The 14,860-nt window shown below is 70.4% G+C and carries 18 protein-coding genes; 3 read left to right on the top strand and 15 right to left on the bottom strand.

What is annotated here, in order from left to right; all coding sequences use genetic code 11:
- Nucleotides 1–4: 4 nt before the first annotated feature.
- On the bottom strand, nt 5–928 hold the full coding sequence (gene rpsB, locus QRN44_RS11770; protein WP_064295105.1) for a 30S ribosomal protein S2: 924 nt from the start codon (nt 926–928) through the stop codon (nt 5–7).
- Between the two features lie 314 nt (nt 929–1,242).
- Here rpsB and QRN44_RS11775 point away from each other — a divergent pair, with 314 nt between their 5' ends.
- Nucleotides 1,243–1,761 (top strand): M23 family metallopeptidase, encoded by a 519-nt coding sequence (locus QRN44_RS11775; RefSeq protein WP_285039206.1) that lies wholly within the window; start codon nt 1,243–1,245, stop codon nt 1,759–1,761.
- Here QRN44_RS11775 and QRN44_RS11780 read toward each other — a convergent pair.
- The 11 genes from QRN44_RS11780 to QRN44_RS11830 all read right to left on the bottom strand — a co-directional run bounded on the left by QRN44_RS11780 (nt 1,734) and on the right by QRN44_RS11830 (nt 10,924).
- Nucleotides 1,734–2,663 carry a tyrosine recombinase XerC gene (locus QRN44_RS11780; RefSeq protein ID WP_285039207.1) on the bottom strand — a complete coding sequence of 310 codons (930 nt, stop codon included), beginning with the start codon at nt 2,661–2,663 and terminating at the stop codon, nt 1,734–1,736. The genes QRN44_RS11775 and QRN44_RS11780 overlap by 28 nt on opposite strands.
- A gap of 57 nt (nt 2,664–2,720) precedes the next feature.
- Nucleotides 2,721–4,061: a DNA-processing protein DprA gene (gene dprA, locus QRN44_RS11785; RefSeq protein WP_285039208.1), complete on the bottom strand. Its 1,341-nt coding sequence runs from the start codon at nt 4,059–4,061 to the stop codon at nt 2,721–2,723.
- Nucleotides 4,058–5,587: a YifB family Mg chelatase-like AAA ATPase gene (locus QRN44_RS11790; protein WP_285039209.1), complete on the bottom strand. Its 1,530-nt coding sequence runs from the start codon at nt 5,585–5,587 to the stop codon at nt 4,058–4,060. The genes dprA and QRN44_RS11790 overlap by 4 nt, the downstream gene beginning before the upstream one ends.
- A complete protein-coding gene (locus tag QRN44_RS11795) occupies nt 5,587–5,943 on the bottom strand; it encodes a YraN family protein (RefSeq protein WP_285039210.1) in 357 nt (118 codons plus the stop codon). The genes QRN44_RS11790 and QRN44_RS11795 overlap by 1 nt, the downstream gene beginning before the upstream one ends.
- A gap of 122 nt (nt 5,944–6,065) precedes the next feature.
- Nucleotides 6,066–6,389 (bottom strand): DUF2469 domain-containing protein, encoded by a 324-nt coding sequence (locus QRN44_RS11800; RefSeq protein ID WP_071260887.1) that lies wholly within the window; start codon nt 6,387–6,389, stop codon nt 6,066–6,068.
- A gap of 12 nt (nt 6,390–6,401) precedes the next feature.
- A complete protein-coding gene (gene rnhB, locus QRN44_RS11805) occupies nt 6,402–7,046 on the bottom strand; it encodes a ribonuclease HII (protein ID WP_285039211.1) in 645 nt (214 codons plus the stop codon).
- Nucleotides 7,046–7,795, bottom strand: a complete 750-nt coding sequence (lepB, locus tag QRN44_RS11810) for a signal peptidase I (RefSeq protein ID WP_064296320.1) — start codon at nt 7,793–7,795, stop codon at nt 7,046–7,048. Before lepB ends, rnhB begins: the two co-directional genes overlap by 1 nt.
- Nucleotides 7,796–7,871: 76 nt before the next feature.
- Nucleotides 7,872–8,219: a 50S ribosomal protein L19 gene (rplS, locus tag QRN44_RS11815; RefSeq protein WP_056006851.1), complete on the bottom strand. Its 348-nt coding sequence runs from the start codon at nt 8,217–8,219 to the stop codon at nt 7,872–7,874.
- 186 nt (nt 8,220–8,405) lie between these two features.
- Nucleotides 8,406–8,936 carry a hypothetical protein gene (locus QRN44_RS11820; RefSeq protein WP_121290224.1) on the bottom strand — a complete coding sequence of 177 codons (531 nt, stop codon included), beginning with the start codon at nt 8,934–8,936 and terminating at the stop codon, nt 8,406–8,408.
- A 78-nt stretch (nt 8,937–9,014) separates the two neighbouring features.
- Nucleotides 9,015–9,674: a LuxR C-terminal-related transcriptional regulator gene (locus QRN44_RS11825; protein WP_285039212.1), complete on the bottom strand. Its 660-nt coding sequence runs from the start codon at nt 9,672–9,674 to the stop codon at nt 9,015–9,017.
- A complete protein-coding gene (locus tag QRN44_RS11830; RefSeq protein ID WP_285039213.1) occupies nt 9,671–10,924 on the bottom strand; it encodes an ATP-binding protein in 1,254 nt (417 codons plus the stop codon). The genes QRN44_RS11825 and QRN44_RS11830 overlap by 4 nt, the downstream gene beginning before the upstream one ends.
- A 112-nt stretch (nt 10,925–11,036) precedes the next feature.
- Between QRN44_RS11830 and QRN44_RS11835 the strand changes: the two genes are divergently transcribed.
- Together QRN44_RS11835 and QRN44_RS11840 are read left to right on the top strand one after the other, a co-directional pair.
- Entirely contained in the window at nt 11,037–12,542 is a 1,506-nt protein-coding gene (locus tag QRN44_RS11835; protein WP_285039214.1) for a PspC domain-containing protein, read from the top strand.
- Nucleotides 12,539–12,922, top strand: coding sequence for a hypothetical protein (locus tag QRN44_RS11840; RefSeq protein ID WP_285039215.1), 384 nt, complete (start codon nt 12,539–12,541; stop codon nt 12,920–12,922). The genes QRN44_RS11835 and QRN44_RS11840 overlap by 4 nt, the downstream gene beginning before the upstream one ends.
- Nucleotides 12,923–12,951: 29 nt before the next feature.
- Here the strand turns inward: QRN44_RS11840 and trmD are convergent, their stop codons facing one another.
- Genes trmD through nirD form a run of 3 tightly spaced genes read right to left on the bottom strand, consistent with a single transcriptional unit; the run spans nt 12,952 to nt 14,829 of the window.
- The gene (trmD, locus tag QRN44_RS11845; RefSeq protein ID WP_085510627.1) at nt 12,952–13,659 is read right to left on the bottom strand and encodes a tRNA (guanosine(37)-N1)-methyltransferase TrmD; all 708 of its coding nucleotides are present in this window, start codon (nt 13,657–13,659) and stop codon (nt 12,952–12,954) included.
- A 46-nt stretch (nt 13,660–13,705) separates the two neighbouring features.
- Nucleotides 13,706–14,458 (bottom strand): sirohydrochlorin chelatase, encoded by a 753-nt coding sequence (locus tag QRN44_RS11850; RefSeq protein ID WP_175116036.1) that lies wholly within the window; start codon nt 14,456–14,458, stop codon nt 13,706–13,708.
- Nucleotides 14,455–14,829, bottom strand: a complete 375-nt coding sequence (nirD, locus tag QRN44_RS11855) for a nitrite reductase small subunit NirD (protein WP_121290215.1) — start codon at nt 14,827–14,829, stop codon at nt 14,455–14,457. Before nirD ends, QRN44_RS11850 begins: the two co-directional genes overlap by 4 nt.
- Nucleotides 14,830–14,860 lie beyond the last annotated feature (31 nt).

Below are 14,860 nucleotides of genomic sequence, written 5' to 3' on the forward strand. Positions count from 1 at the left end.
TTGATTACTTCTCGTCGGCGACGACGGCGGCAGCTGCGCCCTCGGCGTCGGCGGCGGACTCGGTTGCAGCGACCTCGACGTCTTCGACAGCCGGGGCTGCCTCGACGGCGTCGGTTGCGGCGATCGCCTCATCGGCGACCTTCTCGGTCTCGGCGGAACCCTGCTCGCCGCCCTGGAGCAGCTCCTGCTCCCACTCGGCGAGCGGCTCGGCCGGGGCGTCGCCCTCGGTCGGCTTCTGGTGGCGCTGGATGAGACCCTCGGCGGCGGCGTCGGCGATGATGCGCGTCAGCAGGCCGACGGAACGGATCGCGTCGTCGTTACCCGGGATCGGGTAGGTGACCTCGTCGGGGTCGCAGTTGGTGTCGAGGATGCCGATGACCGGGATGCCGAGCTTGCGCGCCTCGTCGATCGCGAGGTGCTCCTTCTTGGTGTCGACGACCCAGAGCGCCGACGGCGTCTTCGAGAGGTTGCGGATACCACCGAGCGACTTGTGGAGCTTGTCCAGCTCGCGCTTCTTGATGAGGAGTTCCTTCTTGGTGAAGCCGCTCTTGGAGGCGTCTTCGAAGTCGAGCTCCTCGAGCTCCTTCATGCGGGCGAGTCGCTTCGACACCGTCTGGAAGTTGGTGAGGAGGCCACCGAGCCAACGCTGGTTGACGTAGGGCTGGCCGACGCGCGTCGCCTGCTCGGCGATGACTTCCTGCGCCTGCTTCTTCGTGCCGACGAAGAGGATGGTGCCGCCGTGGGCGACCGTCTCCTTGACGAAGTCGAAGGCCTGGTCGATGTAGCCGAGCGACTGCTGCAGGTCGATGATGTAGATGCCGGAACGCTCGGTGAAGATGAAGCGCTTCATCTTCGGGTTCCAACGGCGGGTCTGGTGCCCGAAGTGCACGCCGCTATCGAGCAGCTGGCGGATGGTTACGACGGCCATGAGCCGTTCTCCTGTTCTGCGCTCGCCACCGCACCGCTGACGCGGACGGGTGGGAGTGCCTCGGTTGTCTGACGGACCGGATGGCCTCGTCCCTGGTGCCCGGCGCACGTCCGCCACGCTCCGGAGAGCGAGGACCGATTGGAAGTGGTGGCCGAAATGGCACGCGTAGTCACCCCGACGAGCGAGGTGCTCCGTTCAGCATAGCATCAGGCCACTGTGGTGACGGCGCTCCACAGGCCGTCCGACCAGGTCCGTCCCCCCGCTTCGAGGCGCCCCACCCGCACTCGCTCGCCCGCGCCCGTCAGGCTCGGATCATGATGACCTCGATCGCCAGTTGGTTCCTCATCACCTGCCTGGTGCTCCTCGCACCCGTGAGCACGTCCGGAGCGGCGCCGGCCTGGAGCTGGCCGATCGCTCCCCCGCACGTCGTCACCGAGCCGTTCGTCGCGCCGCCCGACCCGTACAGCGCCGGCCACCGGGGTGTCGACATCGCGGCATCGCTCGGTCAGCCGGTGGCCGCCGCAGCCGCCGGCGTCGTGACGTTCAGCGGGACGGTGGTCGACCGCCCACTCGTCGTGATCCGGCACGACGACGGACACGTCTCGAGCATCGAGCCGGTGGTGGGTTGGGTCGACGTCGGTAGCCGCGTGACCCGTGGGGCACCGATCGGGACGGTCGGCGTCGGCGGGCACTGCGCCGACGGCTGCGTGCACTTCGGGGTGCGGCTCGACGGCGTCTACGTCAATCCGATGCTGCTGCTCGGCGAGGTGCCGCCGGCCGTCCTGCTCCCGCTGACCGCGGGGACTCAGGCCCGCGGGTGGGCGTTGCGGTAGCTCTCCTTGATGCGTTCGACGGAGACGTGCGTGTAGATCTGCGTCGTCGCGAGACTCGCGTGGCCGAGGAGTTCCTGGACGGCGCGGAGGTCCGCTCCTCCGTCGAGCAGGTGTGTCGCGGCGGTGTGCCGCAGGGCGTGAGGCCCTGCCGGACCGCCACCGGGCACGGCGTCGAGGAGCCGGGCGACGAGTGTGTATACGGAGCGCGGGCCGAGCCGCCCTCCGCGCGTGCCGAGGAAGAGGGCTGCGCCGGGCGTCGGTCCGCGGTCGTTCGCGGCTGCACGGGCGACCAGCTGCGGGCGGGCGCTCGTGAGGTAGTCGACGATCGCCGACTGAGCGGGGACGCCGAACGGTACGACCCGCTCCTTGTCGCCTTTGCCCGTGACCCGGACGGTGAGTCGGTCGAGGTCGAGGTCGTTCCGGTCGAGTCCGCACAGCTCGGACACGCGAAGGGCCGAGGCGTAGAGCAGTTCGACGACGGCGAGGTCGCGGAGGGCGTTCGGCTCCCCCGATGCGGCGCGGTCCTCGAGCCCCGCGAGGAGGTCGTCGAACGGGCCCCGGCCGACGACGCGTGGCAGGGTCCGACCCGTCTTCGGACTCCGGAGACGTGCTGCGACGTCCGAATCGACCCTGCCGGTGCGGAGGAGCCAGGCACTCCAGGCCTTCGCCGTGGCGGTGCGTCGCGCGAGCGTCGCCTTGGACGAGCCGGCCTCGGAAGCGGCCCAGAGCCAGTCGCGGAGGAGGTCCAGCGTCACGCCGTCGACGAGCTCGACGTCGCGTCCGGTGGCGAACTCGGCGAGCTGCCGGAGATCGGAGGCGTAGGCGCGAACGGTCTGCGGCGACAGCCGACGCTCGGAAGCGAGGTGCTCCGAGAACCCGTCGATGCTGCTCCAGATGTCCACGTGGACAGCATGCCCCAAGCGTCCGACGCCGTGGCCTTCCCCCGCCGAGCGATCACCTCACGCCCTTCCCCCGACGAGCACCCACCCGCGCTCCCGTTCCTCGACGGCCCCGGCGAGATCGAGCGCACCGAGCACGCCGGTGACCTCGCGAGGACTCAGACCACTCGCTTTCGCGAGCGCCTCGACGGTGCGCGGCGAGCGGGCGCTCAGCACATCGCGGACACGGCGTTCCTCCGGAGAGGCGAACGCCTGCGCATCCGCGTCGACCGCGGTCCACCCGGCGAGCTCCGCCATCTGCGCGGCGTTCGTCACGCACGTGGCGGCGTACTCACGGATCAACCGGTGACAGCCAGCCGACGACGGACTCGTGACCGGGCCGGGCACGGCCCCGAGCGGACGCCCGAGGGACGCGGCATGACCCGCCGTGTTGATCGAGCCGGAGCGATCTCCTGCCTCCACGATCACCGTCGCAGCAGAGGCTGCGGCGATGAGTCGGTTCCGCTGCAGGAAACGCCATTTCGAGGGTGTGGACCCGCACGGTGATTCGCTGATGACGGCTCCGCCGGCCTCGCGGATCCGACGGATGAGCGCGTCGTGACCGGCAGGGTATGGCCGATCGACCCCACCTGCGAGGTAGGCCACGGTCACGCCTTCGCTCCCGAGGGCGGCTCGGTGCGCCGCGCCGTCGATGCCGTAGGCGGCACCCGAAACGATCACGAAGCCCCGATCGACGAGCCCGGCCGCCGCCTCGAGGGTGACGTGCTCGCCGTAACCGGACGCGGCCCGGGCACCGACCAACGCGATGGCGCGTTCTCCCGCCGGCGCGTCGGGAGAGCCGCGCAGCCAGAGGGCGTGCGGCGCGTGCACACCGAGGTGCTCGAACCCCGCATGCCAGCCCGGAGCGCCGGGCAGGAGGAGTCGGACGCCGACCTCGATCGCCGTCTCACACGCGGCGACGAGGTCGGCCGAGACGAGCCGGGGCCGCCAGCGTTCCAGTGCACTTCCGAGCACACGGGACGCCGGCATCGCAGCGGGATCGTCTGACTCGGCATCGGCCGACGTCGAGCCCGAGCCGCCCGACCACTCGCTGCCGAGGATGCGGCGATGCAGTTCGGTCGGCCCCACCCGTTCCAGGACCGCTGACAGTGCGCCCGCAGGGCCGAGCGCACCGACCACGAGCCCGGCGACGCCGTCACCCGGTTCGGCGATCATCGTCCAGGCCGCCCGAGCGAACGCCGCCCGGATCGCGGCGGTGCCGACGTCATCACCGGCCTCCGAGACGTGCTCGGCACCTCCATCTGCGCGCGGACTGCCCGCGGCCTCGACCTGTTCCAGGCCGCCGAGGCCTCGGACGAGGCGTTCGACCAACCCGCGGTCCAAACCGAACCACGCGCTCATGAGATGCCCTTCCGCAGGAAGAGGGCGCGCCCCAAGTGCTCGGCTGTGGGGCTACCGGCTCCGTCGAGGTCGGCGAGCGTCCAGCTCAGTCGGAGGATGCGGTCGTAGCCACGCATGGTGATCCCTCCCCGCTCGAGGGAGCGGTCCAAGGCGGTGGTGACGGACCTGGGCAGCCGCATCCGCGGGCTCCTGAGCCAGGTGCCGCTCGCCTGTGCGTTCGTCGTCCAGCCGGTCCCGGCCAACCGCTCGGCGCTCGCGGCCCGCACCGCTTCGACGCGGGAACGAGCCTCGGCGGTGGAGACCCCACCCTCCTGCGAAAGACTCGTCAGTGCCGAGGTGATCCGGTGCACCCGCACGCGGATGTCGATCCGGTCGAGGAGCGGCCCCGAGATCCGCCCGAGATAGCGTCGACGGGCCTGCGGTGGACAGGTACAGACGCCGTCCGCAGTGCCGTACTGACCGCAGGGGCAGGGGTTCGCGGCGAGGACGAGTTGGAAGGCGGCCGGGAACGTCGCGCTGCCGTGCGCACGATGCACGGTGACCACGCCGGCTTCGAGTGGCTGACGCAGTGAGTCGAGGACGTCGGCGCGGAACTCCGGTGCTTCGTCGAGGAAGAGCACGCCGTGCGCCGCGCGCGCGGCTGCTCCGGGCCGGATCTGGCGCGAACCGCCACCGATGATCGCCGCCGCCGATGACGAGTGGTGCGGGCTCTCCCACGGTGGTCGTCGGGCGAGCGCGCCGTCCGGCGGCAGACCGATGAGCGAGCGGAGGCAGCTGACCTCGACCGCGGCCTCGGCGTCGAGGTCGGGAAGGATCTCGGGGAGCCGGGCGGCCAGCATCGTCTTGCCGGCCCCGGGAGGTCCGACCATCATGACGTGGTGCCCGCCGGCCGCCGCCGCGACCATCGCGTCGACAGCATCCGGCTGTCCGACCACGTCCGCGAGATCGAGTGGGTCGGGCACAGGCAGCCGATCGACCCGCTGTCGGACGGGTTCGAGGTCGATCACGGACAGTTCCGCGCCGTGCCAGATGGCCGCATCACGCAGCGAGGTCGCCCCGATCACCGTGACGCCGGGCACGAGCTGGGCCTCGTCGACGTTGGCGGTCGGCACCATCACCGCGTCGTAGCCGGCGCGCGCGACGGCGAGGACGGCCGGCAGCACGCCGACGAGCGGACGGAGCCGACCGTCGAGCCCGAGCTCACCGAGGTGGACGACCCGCTCTGCGGACTCCCGGCGCACCAGGCCGCCCACGGCGAGGCAGGCGATCGCCATCGAGAGATCGAAGGCGCTCCCCTGCTTGGGCAGCGACGCTGGAGACAGGTTGATCGTGAGCTTGCCGCCGGGCAGCTCGCAGCCGGAGTTCGCCGTCGCACTCTTGATGCGGTGCGCGGCCTCCCCGAGCGATTTGTCGGGAAGACCGACGATCGCCATACCCGGCACGGTCGCGGCGGCAGACGCCTCGACCTCCACGATCGCACCCGTGAGGCCGGCGAGTGCGACCGACCAGGTGCGTGCGACGGCCATCAGGAGACTCCCCGCAGGTGCTGGAGTCGCATGTCCCCTTCGGACGGCAGCACGATGCCGACGACGTCGACGCGCATCCGCCTCGATCGCGGTCGGTGCTCAGCACACCAGGCTCCGGCGAGGCGACCGATCCGGGCCAGCTTGCTCGGGGTGACCGCCTCCGCGGGATCACCGAAGCCAATGCCGGAACGGGTCTTCACCTCGACGAAGACCAGCGTGCCGTCGTCGTCCGCGACGAGATCGAGTTCACCCTGCGGGCATCGCCAATTGCGGTCGAGGATGCGGTATCCGCACGCCTCGAGATGATCCGCCGCCACCTGCTCGCCGCGTCGGCCGAGCTCGTCCTTCCGTGCCATGTGCACCTCCTGGCATCCAGCCAAGCGTGCAGACGAGGCGCGTTACCCGGAGGTGGGTCTGTCGTCGACGAGCGCGCGGCGAAGCGGGCCTGTGGAGCGCTGTCGGTCGCGGGGGCCTCGCCCTACTCGTCGAGCGTGAGTTCCTTCGGGAGTTCGAAGTCGCGCGATGACAGCTGCTCGACGTTGACGTCCTTGAACGTGAGCACTCGGACGCTCTTGACGAAGCGGTCGGACCGGTAGACGTCCCACACCCAGACGTCGGTCATGGAGAGCTCGAAGTAGAAGTCGTTCGCCGTGTCGCGCCGCACGAGGTCGACCTCGTTGGCGAGGTAGAACCGGCGCTCGGTCTCGATCACGTACTTGAACTGACCCACGACATCGCGATACTCGCGGTAGAGGGCCAGTTCGACCTCGCGGTCGTAGTCTTCGAACTCGTCTTCGTCCATGGTCTCTCCAGTCTACGTGTAGGCGGGCAGCCAGCTGCTCCGGTGGTGGAGGGTCAGGCCGTGCTCGGAGAGGGCGGACAGATGCTGCGCCGAGCCGTACCCCTTGTTGCCCTCCCACCCGTACTCCGGCGTTGCCTCGTGCAACTCGATCATCAGTCGGTCGCGGTGCACCTTGGCGAGCACGGACGCAGCGGCGACCGACGCGCAATCCCGATCCGCTTTGACCCTCGTGGTGATGGTGAGCGGTCGCTGGAGCGCCCGGCTCAGCCAGTCGCTGTTGCCGTCGAGCAGGACGGTGGACCCGGTGACGTCCGCGCCGACGGCGTGCAGTTCGAGCAGCGCCCGACGGCCGGCGAGTCCGAGGCACGCGGTGATGCCGAGCTCGTCGACCTCCGCCGGGCTCGCGATTCCGACGGCCCCGTACAACACCCACTCGCGGGCCAGCGGTTCCAGGCGGGTCCTCGCTCGCTCGCTCAACAGCTTCGAGTCGCGGAGGCCCTCAGGGAACGGCCCGCACGCCGGGGCGACCACCGCGGCGCCGACGGCCACCGGGCCGGCGATCGCTCCGCGACCCACCTCGTCCATGCCGATGACCGACGGGACACCCGCAGCGAACAGTTCGTGCTCGACCTCGAGGGTCGGTTCGCTGACGGCCATCACTCCTCTTCTGGGGCGGGGATGCCCTGGAAGACGGACGGGTAGTTGTCGAGCCAGGCCCAGTTGCTGGACGGCCAGGTGATGACGAACGCGCGCCCCACGACGTTGTCGATCGGGACGAAGCCACCACCGGGTGTGTCGCCGTTGTACCTGGAGTCCTTCGAGTTGTACCGGTTGTCGCCCATGACCCAGAGCGAGCCCTCCGGGACGACGATGTCGAACGGGTCTCCGGACACCTTCTCGGTGCCGGCCGGGAGCTTCACGTACGGTTCGTTCAGCGGCACCCCGTTGACCGTCATCTGCCCGAGGGGGTTGCAGCACGACACGTGGTCGCCGGGCAGGCCGATGACGCGCTTGATGAGGTGGTCGTCACTGTCGGGAGCGACGAGGCCGAAGATCGACAGCACCCATTCGACGGCTGCGGTGACGGGAGGCTGCGGAGCCTCGACCGTCTGCGGGAGCCAACCGCCCGGATCTTGGAAGACGACCACGTCGCCACGGTTCAGCGAGACCACGTCGGGGACGAGCTCGTTCACCAGGATGCGGTCCTGGATCTGCAGCGTGTTCTCCATCGACCCGGACGGGATGTAGAACGACCGCACGAGGAAGGTCTTGATGAGGAAGGAGACCAGCAGCGCGACCACGAAGATGATCAGGAGGTCGCGAAGGAAGAGCAGCGCTCCGCGTTTGCCGCGGGGGCGCTGCTGGTGGTCGGGCGACGCGTCTGCCGCCAGGGAATTGTCTGTCATTTAACCGCCTGAGCTCCCCACCAGCTTATCCGGTGGGGAGCTCAGGAATGATCGCGGAGGGCGACCGGGAGGACGACTAGTTGTCGCGCTTCTCCTTGATCTTCGCCTTCTTGCCACGGAGCTCGCGGAGGTAGTACAGCTTCGCGCGACGGACGTCACCGCGGGTGACGACCTCGATGTGGTCGATGTTCGGGGAGTGCACCGGGAAGGTACGCTCGACGCCGACCTGGTAGCTCACCTTGCGGACCGTGAAGGTCTCGCGGACACCCTCGTTGGAGCGGCCGATGACGACACCCTGGAAGACCTGGATACGGGACTTGTTGCCCTCGATGATGTTCACGTGCACCTTGACGTTGTCGCCGGCGCGGAAGTCGGGGATGTCCGACTTGAGGGATGCTGCATCGACTGAGTCGAGAATGTGCATGATGATTCCATCTCTGCGACCGCCACAGGTCGACCGCTGAATACGTTCGGAAGGAAGGGTGTGCCCGATGCCGGCGTTCCCCTGTGGCAGAACTGCGGAGGCACAAACAGCAATTGTGTCATGAAAGGGCCCCGGATGGGAAACCGGGCCCCGGACGGCGCGGGCGACAGCGGTGGAGACGACCGCTCAGCGGCGCTCGTCGGGCTTCGACTCCTCGATGACGATGAACTCGCCGCCGTCGATCGGGCCGGGATCGAACCGCGGCTGCGGCGGGATCGCCGATCCGGGCATCGTGCCTGGCCCGGCTGCAGCGGCCATGCGCTCGAACTCGGCCATCGTCTCCCGAGCCCGGCGTGCCGTCTCGGAGATGAGTTGCGCGATGACGCCCCAGAAGGCGGCGAGGCCGGCGACGACGCCGAGGACCGCCCAGAGGGCGACGCCCGAGCTGAAGGAGCCGAAGCAGATGATCGTGACGTGCCAGAGCGTGAGCAGGCCGACGTCCGTCCAGGACACGAGCTTCGTCGTCCGGACGCTGGCCCGGGCGGAGATGAGGAACGCGATCGCAGCGAGCGCGATGGCGAGGATCGGCATGGCGATGAAGAGCCCGAAGAGGCTCCAGCCGCTCTCACCGAAGAGTCCCCATCCGACGAACGGCCAGGCGGGCAGCACGAAGATCGCGGCGAATCGCCAGTAGTAGAACGCCCGACGGATGATCATGTCTCTCAGGCTACCGCCGGGCTCCTGAGCGTGCACTGGTCGTTCGCTGTCGGCCGATGTCGGTCCCGGGCCGCGTGGTCAGAGGAGCTTGCGCTGCAGAGCCCAGGCGGCGAGTTCGTGGCGCGAGGACAACTGCAGCTTGCGCAGCACGCTCGACACGTGGGTCTCCACGGTCTTCACGGAGATGAACAGCTCCGTCGCGACCTCCTTGTAGGCGTAACCGCGGGCGATGAGGCGCATGACCTCCTGCTCGCGGGCGGAAAGCCGGTCGAGCTCGTCGACGGACTCCGCCGTCTCCCCCGTCACGGCACCGAAGGCGTCCAGGACGAATCCCGCGAGCCGGGGTGAGAAGACCGCGTCGCCGTCGTCGACCCGTCGGGCCGCCTCCGCGACCTCGGCCCCCGAGGAACTCTTGGTGATATACCCGCGCGCTCCGGCCCTGATGACCCGGACCACGTCCTCGGCGGCGTCCGAGACGCTGAGCGCGAGGAACCGGGTGGCGGGCGCGATCGACACCGACCCGGCGATCACGTCCGCGCCACCGCCGCCGGTGCCACCCGGCAGGTGGACGTCGAGCAGCACGACCTGCGGGCGGGTCTCCCCGATCACCCGGATGGCCTCCTCCACGTCGCCGGCCTCCCCCAGCACCTCGATGCCGGGATCGAGCTCGCTGCGCAGCCCGGAACGGAAGATCGAGTGGTCGTCGACGATCACGACGGTCAGTGGTCGGTCGCTCATGGTCGGCTCCTCGGAACGGTCGGGACGGTGTCGGGCTGCGGCGCAGTCGGCGCGGCGTCGTGGACGGGCAGGACGAGACGGACCTCGGTACCTCGTCCGCCGGGCCCCGATCGGATGGTCGCCTCGCCGCCGATGCGCTGCATCCGGCCGATGATCGACTCCCGGACCCCGAGGCGGTCCCGCGGGACCTGTTCCAGGTCGAACCCGGGGCCGCGGTCGGAGATCGACACCTCGATCCGCTGCGGTGCCGTCTCCAGGTAGACGGAGACGTCGCCGCCGGCGTGACGTGCCGCGTTGAGCACGGCCTCCCGTGCGGCGGCGAGGAGCGGCTCCGGGGCGTCGTCGATCGCGCGCCCGACCGCGACGACGTCGACGCGCACCGTGTGGTCGGACTCCACCGCGGCCGCGATGGTCCGCAGCTCGGTCGCGAGGTCGCCCGTCGGAGCGGTTCCGCCGGAGAAGAGCCAGTTCCGCAGCTCGCGCTCCTGCGCCCTGGCGAGACGGGACGCCTCGCTCCCCGGACCGGCCTGCTGCTGGATGAGCGCGAGCGTCTGGAGCACGGAGTCGTGCAGGTGCGCGGCGATCTCGGCGCGGTCGGCCTCGCGCATCCGCGCGGCGCGCTCGTCGGCGAGTTCGCGGTTCAGTTGGAGCGCCCAGGGCGCGATCACCACGGCGACCCCGAGGAGCACGGCGATCGCTGCGACGATGACCGTCCACATGTTCGGGCGGTCACCGGTGACGAAGAACAGGAGGATGCCGAGGACAACGAGGACGAGCGCTCCGAGCACGCGGATCAGGAGGGCACGTGAGCCCTCACCGCGACCACGCTCGCCGAACTGCCGCCACGCGAGTGCGGCTCCCGCGAGGACCACGATGACGGGGATGACGGCCTCGAGTGGGATGTCCAGCCCGGTCCGGGTCGCGATCAGCGCGGTCCCCGCCGCGAGCAGGGCGATCCCGAGCAGCACCTCCGTGATCGGCGCATGACGGGGGCCGTCGAGGTCGCCTCCGTCATCGGTCGAGGCCGGCCGGAGCAGGTGCTCACGGGGATCGAGCGGTGCGTCCGCGCCCTGCGTCGGCGTCATGACCCACAGCCACACATAGAGGAGCAGGCCCGCTCCGCCGCAACCCGCGAGGATGACCGTCGCGGTCCGCACCGCGGCGACGGGGAGACCGGTGTGCTCGGCGAAGCCTGCACAGACACCGCCGAGCAGGCGGCGCCTCGGACGGCTCATCACCTCGGTTCCCATGGAGCCATCCAAGCAGTTCGGGGTGCGGTCGGCACCTTGGGACGACAGGATCAGGGTTCGCTCAGGGTCATGCCGGATGGGAAGGACCCGGACGCTTCGCCAGAATCGGACCATGACGAACCACAGCACGCCGCCCACCGGGGCAGAACCGGGGGCACCCGCCCCGCAGGATCCGACGACCCGCTTCTTCGACTGGTGGCGGTCCACCGGTCTCCGTCGCTCGAGCGACTCGTGGCTCGGCGGCGTCGCCGGGGGTGTCGCGGCCCGGCTCGGCCTCGATCCGATGATCGTGCGCGGAGCCCTCATCGTCATCGCGATCCTGGGCGGGCCGGTCCTCTTCGTCTACGCCGCGGGCTGGGCGCTCATCCCCGACCAGCAGGGTCGGATCCACCTCGAGCGTGCGATCCGGGGCGTCTTCGACCCGGCGATCGTCGCGATCGGCATCCTCGCGGTCCTCACCGCCGTGCCGTTCATGCGAGGCCTCTGGTGGGACGGCGTGCCGCATGCGTGGAACCTGCCCGGGTGGCTGGAGTCGACCATGACCGCCGGTTGGGTGATCGCCCTGGTCGCCGCGGCGGTCTGGCTGATCGTGATGTTCTCCCGCCGCGACCCAGGGCGGCCGACGCCGCCTGAGACACCGCCGCAGCGCGACCCGTGGACCAGTGACGCCTCGATCCCGAAGCCGACGGCACCATCGCCCACGGCCTCCCCCTCGGGCCCTGCCGGCTCGGCCCCGGCCTCCCCCGGTGCCGCGAACCCGGTGTCGCTCGCGAAGGTCGACGGTTCGCCAGGCCATGCGGGCGCGACCGTCCCGCTCCCTGGAGCCGCCACCGCCACCGCCTGGGACGGGGCTCCGAGCCAGCAGCGCGGTTGGACGAGCCAGGAGTTCCGGGACGAGATGAACCGGCAGCGCGCCGAGCAGCGGGCCGAACGCGAGACGAAGGCGCGGGAGCACCGGTCGAAGCAGCCTGGAGCAGCTTTCGTGGCGATCACCCTCGGCCTGGCACTGCTCGCCGGTGCGGGTGCGGCCGTCGTCGCTGCAGGCGCCGGCTTCTCGATCCCGGTCGTCGTGGTCATCGGCCTCGCCAGCGCCCTCGGAGCACTCGCCGTCGCGACGATCGTCGCGGGTATCAGCGGACGGGAGAGTGGCTGGCTCGGGCTCTTCACCTGGGCCGCCGTGATCTCCCTGCTCGTCACCGGGGTGTTCCCGGCGGGTTCAACGTTCTCCCCTGTCGGTCGCACGACCTGGACCGTCGCTGCAGCGGGGACGGATGATCGGCGGGGCTACGTGATGATCGCCGGCCAACCCACCCTCGACCTGCGCGAGCTCGCCGACGACGACGCGCTGCGCGGCGGGACCATCGACGTGTGGATGGTCGCCGGCGAGGTCGACGTCCTCCTCCCCGAGGACGTGCCGGTCATCGTCGAGTTCTCGGCGATCGCGGGCACACTGGAGACGGACCGCGACGGTCGGGACGGAACGGACCGACGTGGCGGGGCTCTCTTCCAAGAGGATGCGCGGTACGGCCGCACGACATCGAGCGACACGACGCGGGTACGGGTGTGGACGGTCGCCGGCAGCGCTGTCGTGACCGAGGAAGCGGAGGCGGGACGATGAGCGAGCAGGACGACCGGACCGGAGCGGCGGACATGTCACTCCCGGTCGACGCGGCGACGGAACCGACTCCTCCGGAGACCAATCAGACGAAAGCCACGGAGTCGGACGCCGCACGGCCGACCACCGCGCAGACGACCACCGCGCAGACGGCCGATGAGCCGAGGACCGGTGTCCGCCCGACGGATCGAGGTGGTCGGGCGCCGCGCTTCGGCACGATCCTCTGGGGCGTGCTCCTGCTCGTCTTCGCCGGGGCCATGCTCGTCACCAACCTCACCGAGGTGCGCATCGACCCCTTGGGATGGATCACCGGGGCGATCATCGCGACCGGGGCGGTCCTCGTCATCGCCGGCATCGCCGCCGCCGTACGGCGTCGACCCTGACAGTCGTCACGCACAGCACCCCTGGGCGCTCAGGCGTCCGGCTCGTCGGCGGGCAGCAGATCCGGGCGGACCTCGCGGGTCCGCTCGATCTGCTGCTGACGACGCCAGGTGGCGATCGCACCGTGGTTGCCGCTCAGCAGCACCGGCGGTACCGGGAGTCCTCGCCACTCGGCAGGCTTCGTGTAGCTCGGGTACTCGAGCAGCCCGTCTTCGTGCGACTCCTCGACGAGACTCTCGGGGTTGCCCACGACCCCCGGGACGAGCCGACCGATCGCCTCGATCATCGCCATCACGGCGACCTCTCCCCCGTTGAGGACGTAGTCGCCGAGGCTCACCAGCCGGACCCGCGCTCGGCTGGCCGTGTGGTCGAAGACGCGGTGGTCGATGCCCTCGTACCGGCCGCAGCCGAAGACGAGGTGCGGCTCGGCCGCGAGCTCGCGGGCCATCGCCTGCGTGAACACCTCGCCCGCCGGAGACGGGAAGATGACCAGCGGCTCCTCCTCGGTGTCGTCGCCCAGGATGCCGTCGAGCGCCTCGCCCCAGGGTTCCGGCTTCATGACCATGCCGGCTCCCCCGCCGTACGGGGTGTCGTCGACGGTGCGGTGACGGTCGTGCGTCGAATCCCGCAGGTCGTGGACGTCCAGTTCGATGAGCCCGCTCTGCTTCGCCTTGCCGAGCAGCGAGAGGTCCAGAGCATCGAAGAAGGTCGGGAAGATCGTGACGATGTCGATGCGCATGAGGAGCAGTCTATTCGCGCGACGGTCGTCGTCCCGGTCGCGTCGGTCAGCCCGACAGTCCGGCCGAAGCCTCCTCGTAACGGTCGACCACGAGGTCGACGATGCCGGGATCGGGAACCTCTCCGAGGTGGAGGAGCGGCTGCGTCACGAGGTCCGCTCCCGCCTCCTCGAGCAGCCGCGCGAAATAGCCTGGCGCCAGCAGGTAGGTGGCGATGATGACCCGCCCTCGCGGTCGGCTCGTTCGGGCCGCCGCCACCGCGTCGGGCACCGACGGCTGAGCCGCGGAGACGAACGCCGTCTCGACCGGCACACGCAGTCGCGATTCCAGCCGGCGTCCCATGTCGACGCAGTCCGCGACGGCCCGGGCGTCGGTGGACCCGGCCGCTCCGAGCACGATCCGATCATCCGGCGTCACGTGCAGCGCCTCCAGTCGACTGGCGAGGACCGTCACGAGGCGGTCGTCCGGTCCCATCGCCCGCCCGAGTGCCGTCGGTCGATCCGTCGCCGCGAGGTCCTCGACGAGGTCGACGTGGACATGGAACCCCGCGGACAGGAGCAACGGCACGACCACCGCGGGCCGCTCGGGCTCGATCGAACCGAGGGTGGCCGGGACGTCGGGCTGCTGGACGTCGACGAAGCCGCCGGCGACGTGGAGGTCGGCACGCGATCGTCCGACGGCGTCGACGAGCGCGGCGACGGAGGCCTGTCCGATCGGGCAACTCGTCCCGTGGGACACGGCCAGGAGCGCCGGACTCGTCCGCGTCTGCGGGCGGCGCACCGCGGCCTCGAGCAGGGTCATGCGTCCTCCCCCAGCTCGATCTCCACGAAACCGCCCACGATGCGGGTGCGAAAGGTCTGGAGGAAGAGGTTCGGGTCGGTGAAGCACTCGCCCGTGCCGAGGTCGTACACCTGCTTGTGCAACGGTGACGCGATCGTCGGTCGCTCCCCTCGGGAACCGACGATGCCGCGAGCCATCACCGGCGCGGCCGTGTGCGGGTCCCGATGGTCGACGGCGTAGACCTCCTCGGCCCCGATGCGGAACACCGCGATCTGCCGGGCGCGGAGCAACGCCACCTCGCCCCAGGAGAGCTCGAGGTCGTCGATGGCGCAGACGCGTCGCCACTCGGCGAGCGCCGTCCGCCCCGTGTGCTGCTGCATCGTGATGCTCATCGTCGGCCTCCTGATCGTGCGTCGGAGCACC

This window comes from Plantibacter sp. lyk4-40-MEA-4, from assembly GCF_030209415.1.
In the GTDB taxonomy this organism is placed as follows: Bacteria; Actinomycetota; Actinomycetes; order Actinomycetales; family Microbacteriaceae; genus Plantibacter; species Plantibacter flavus_A.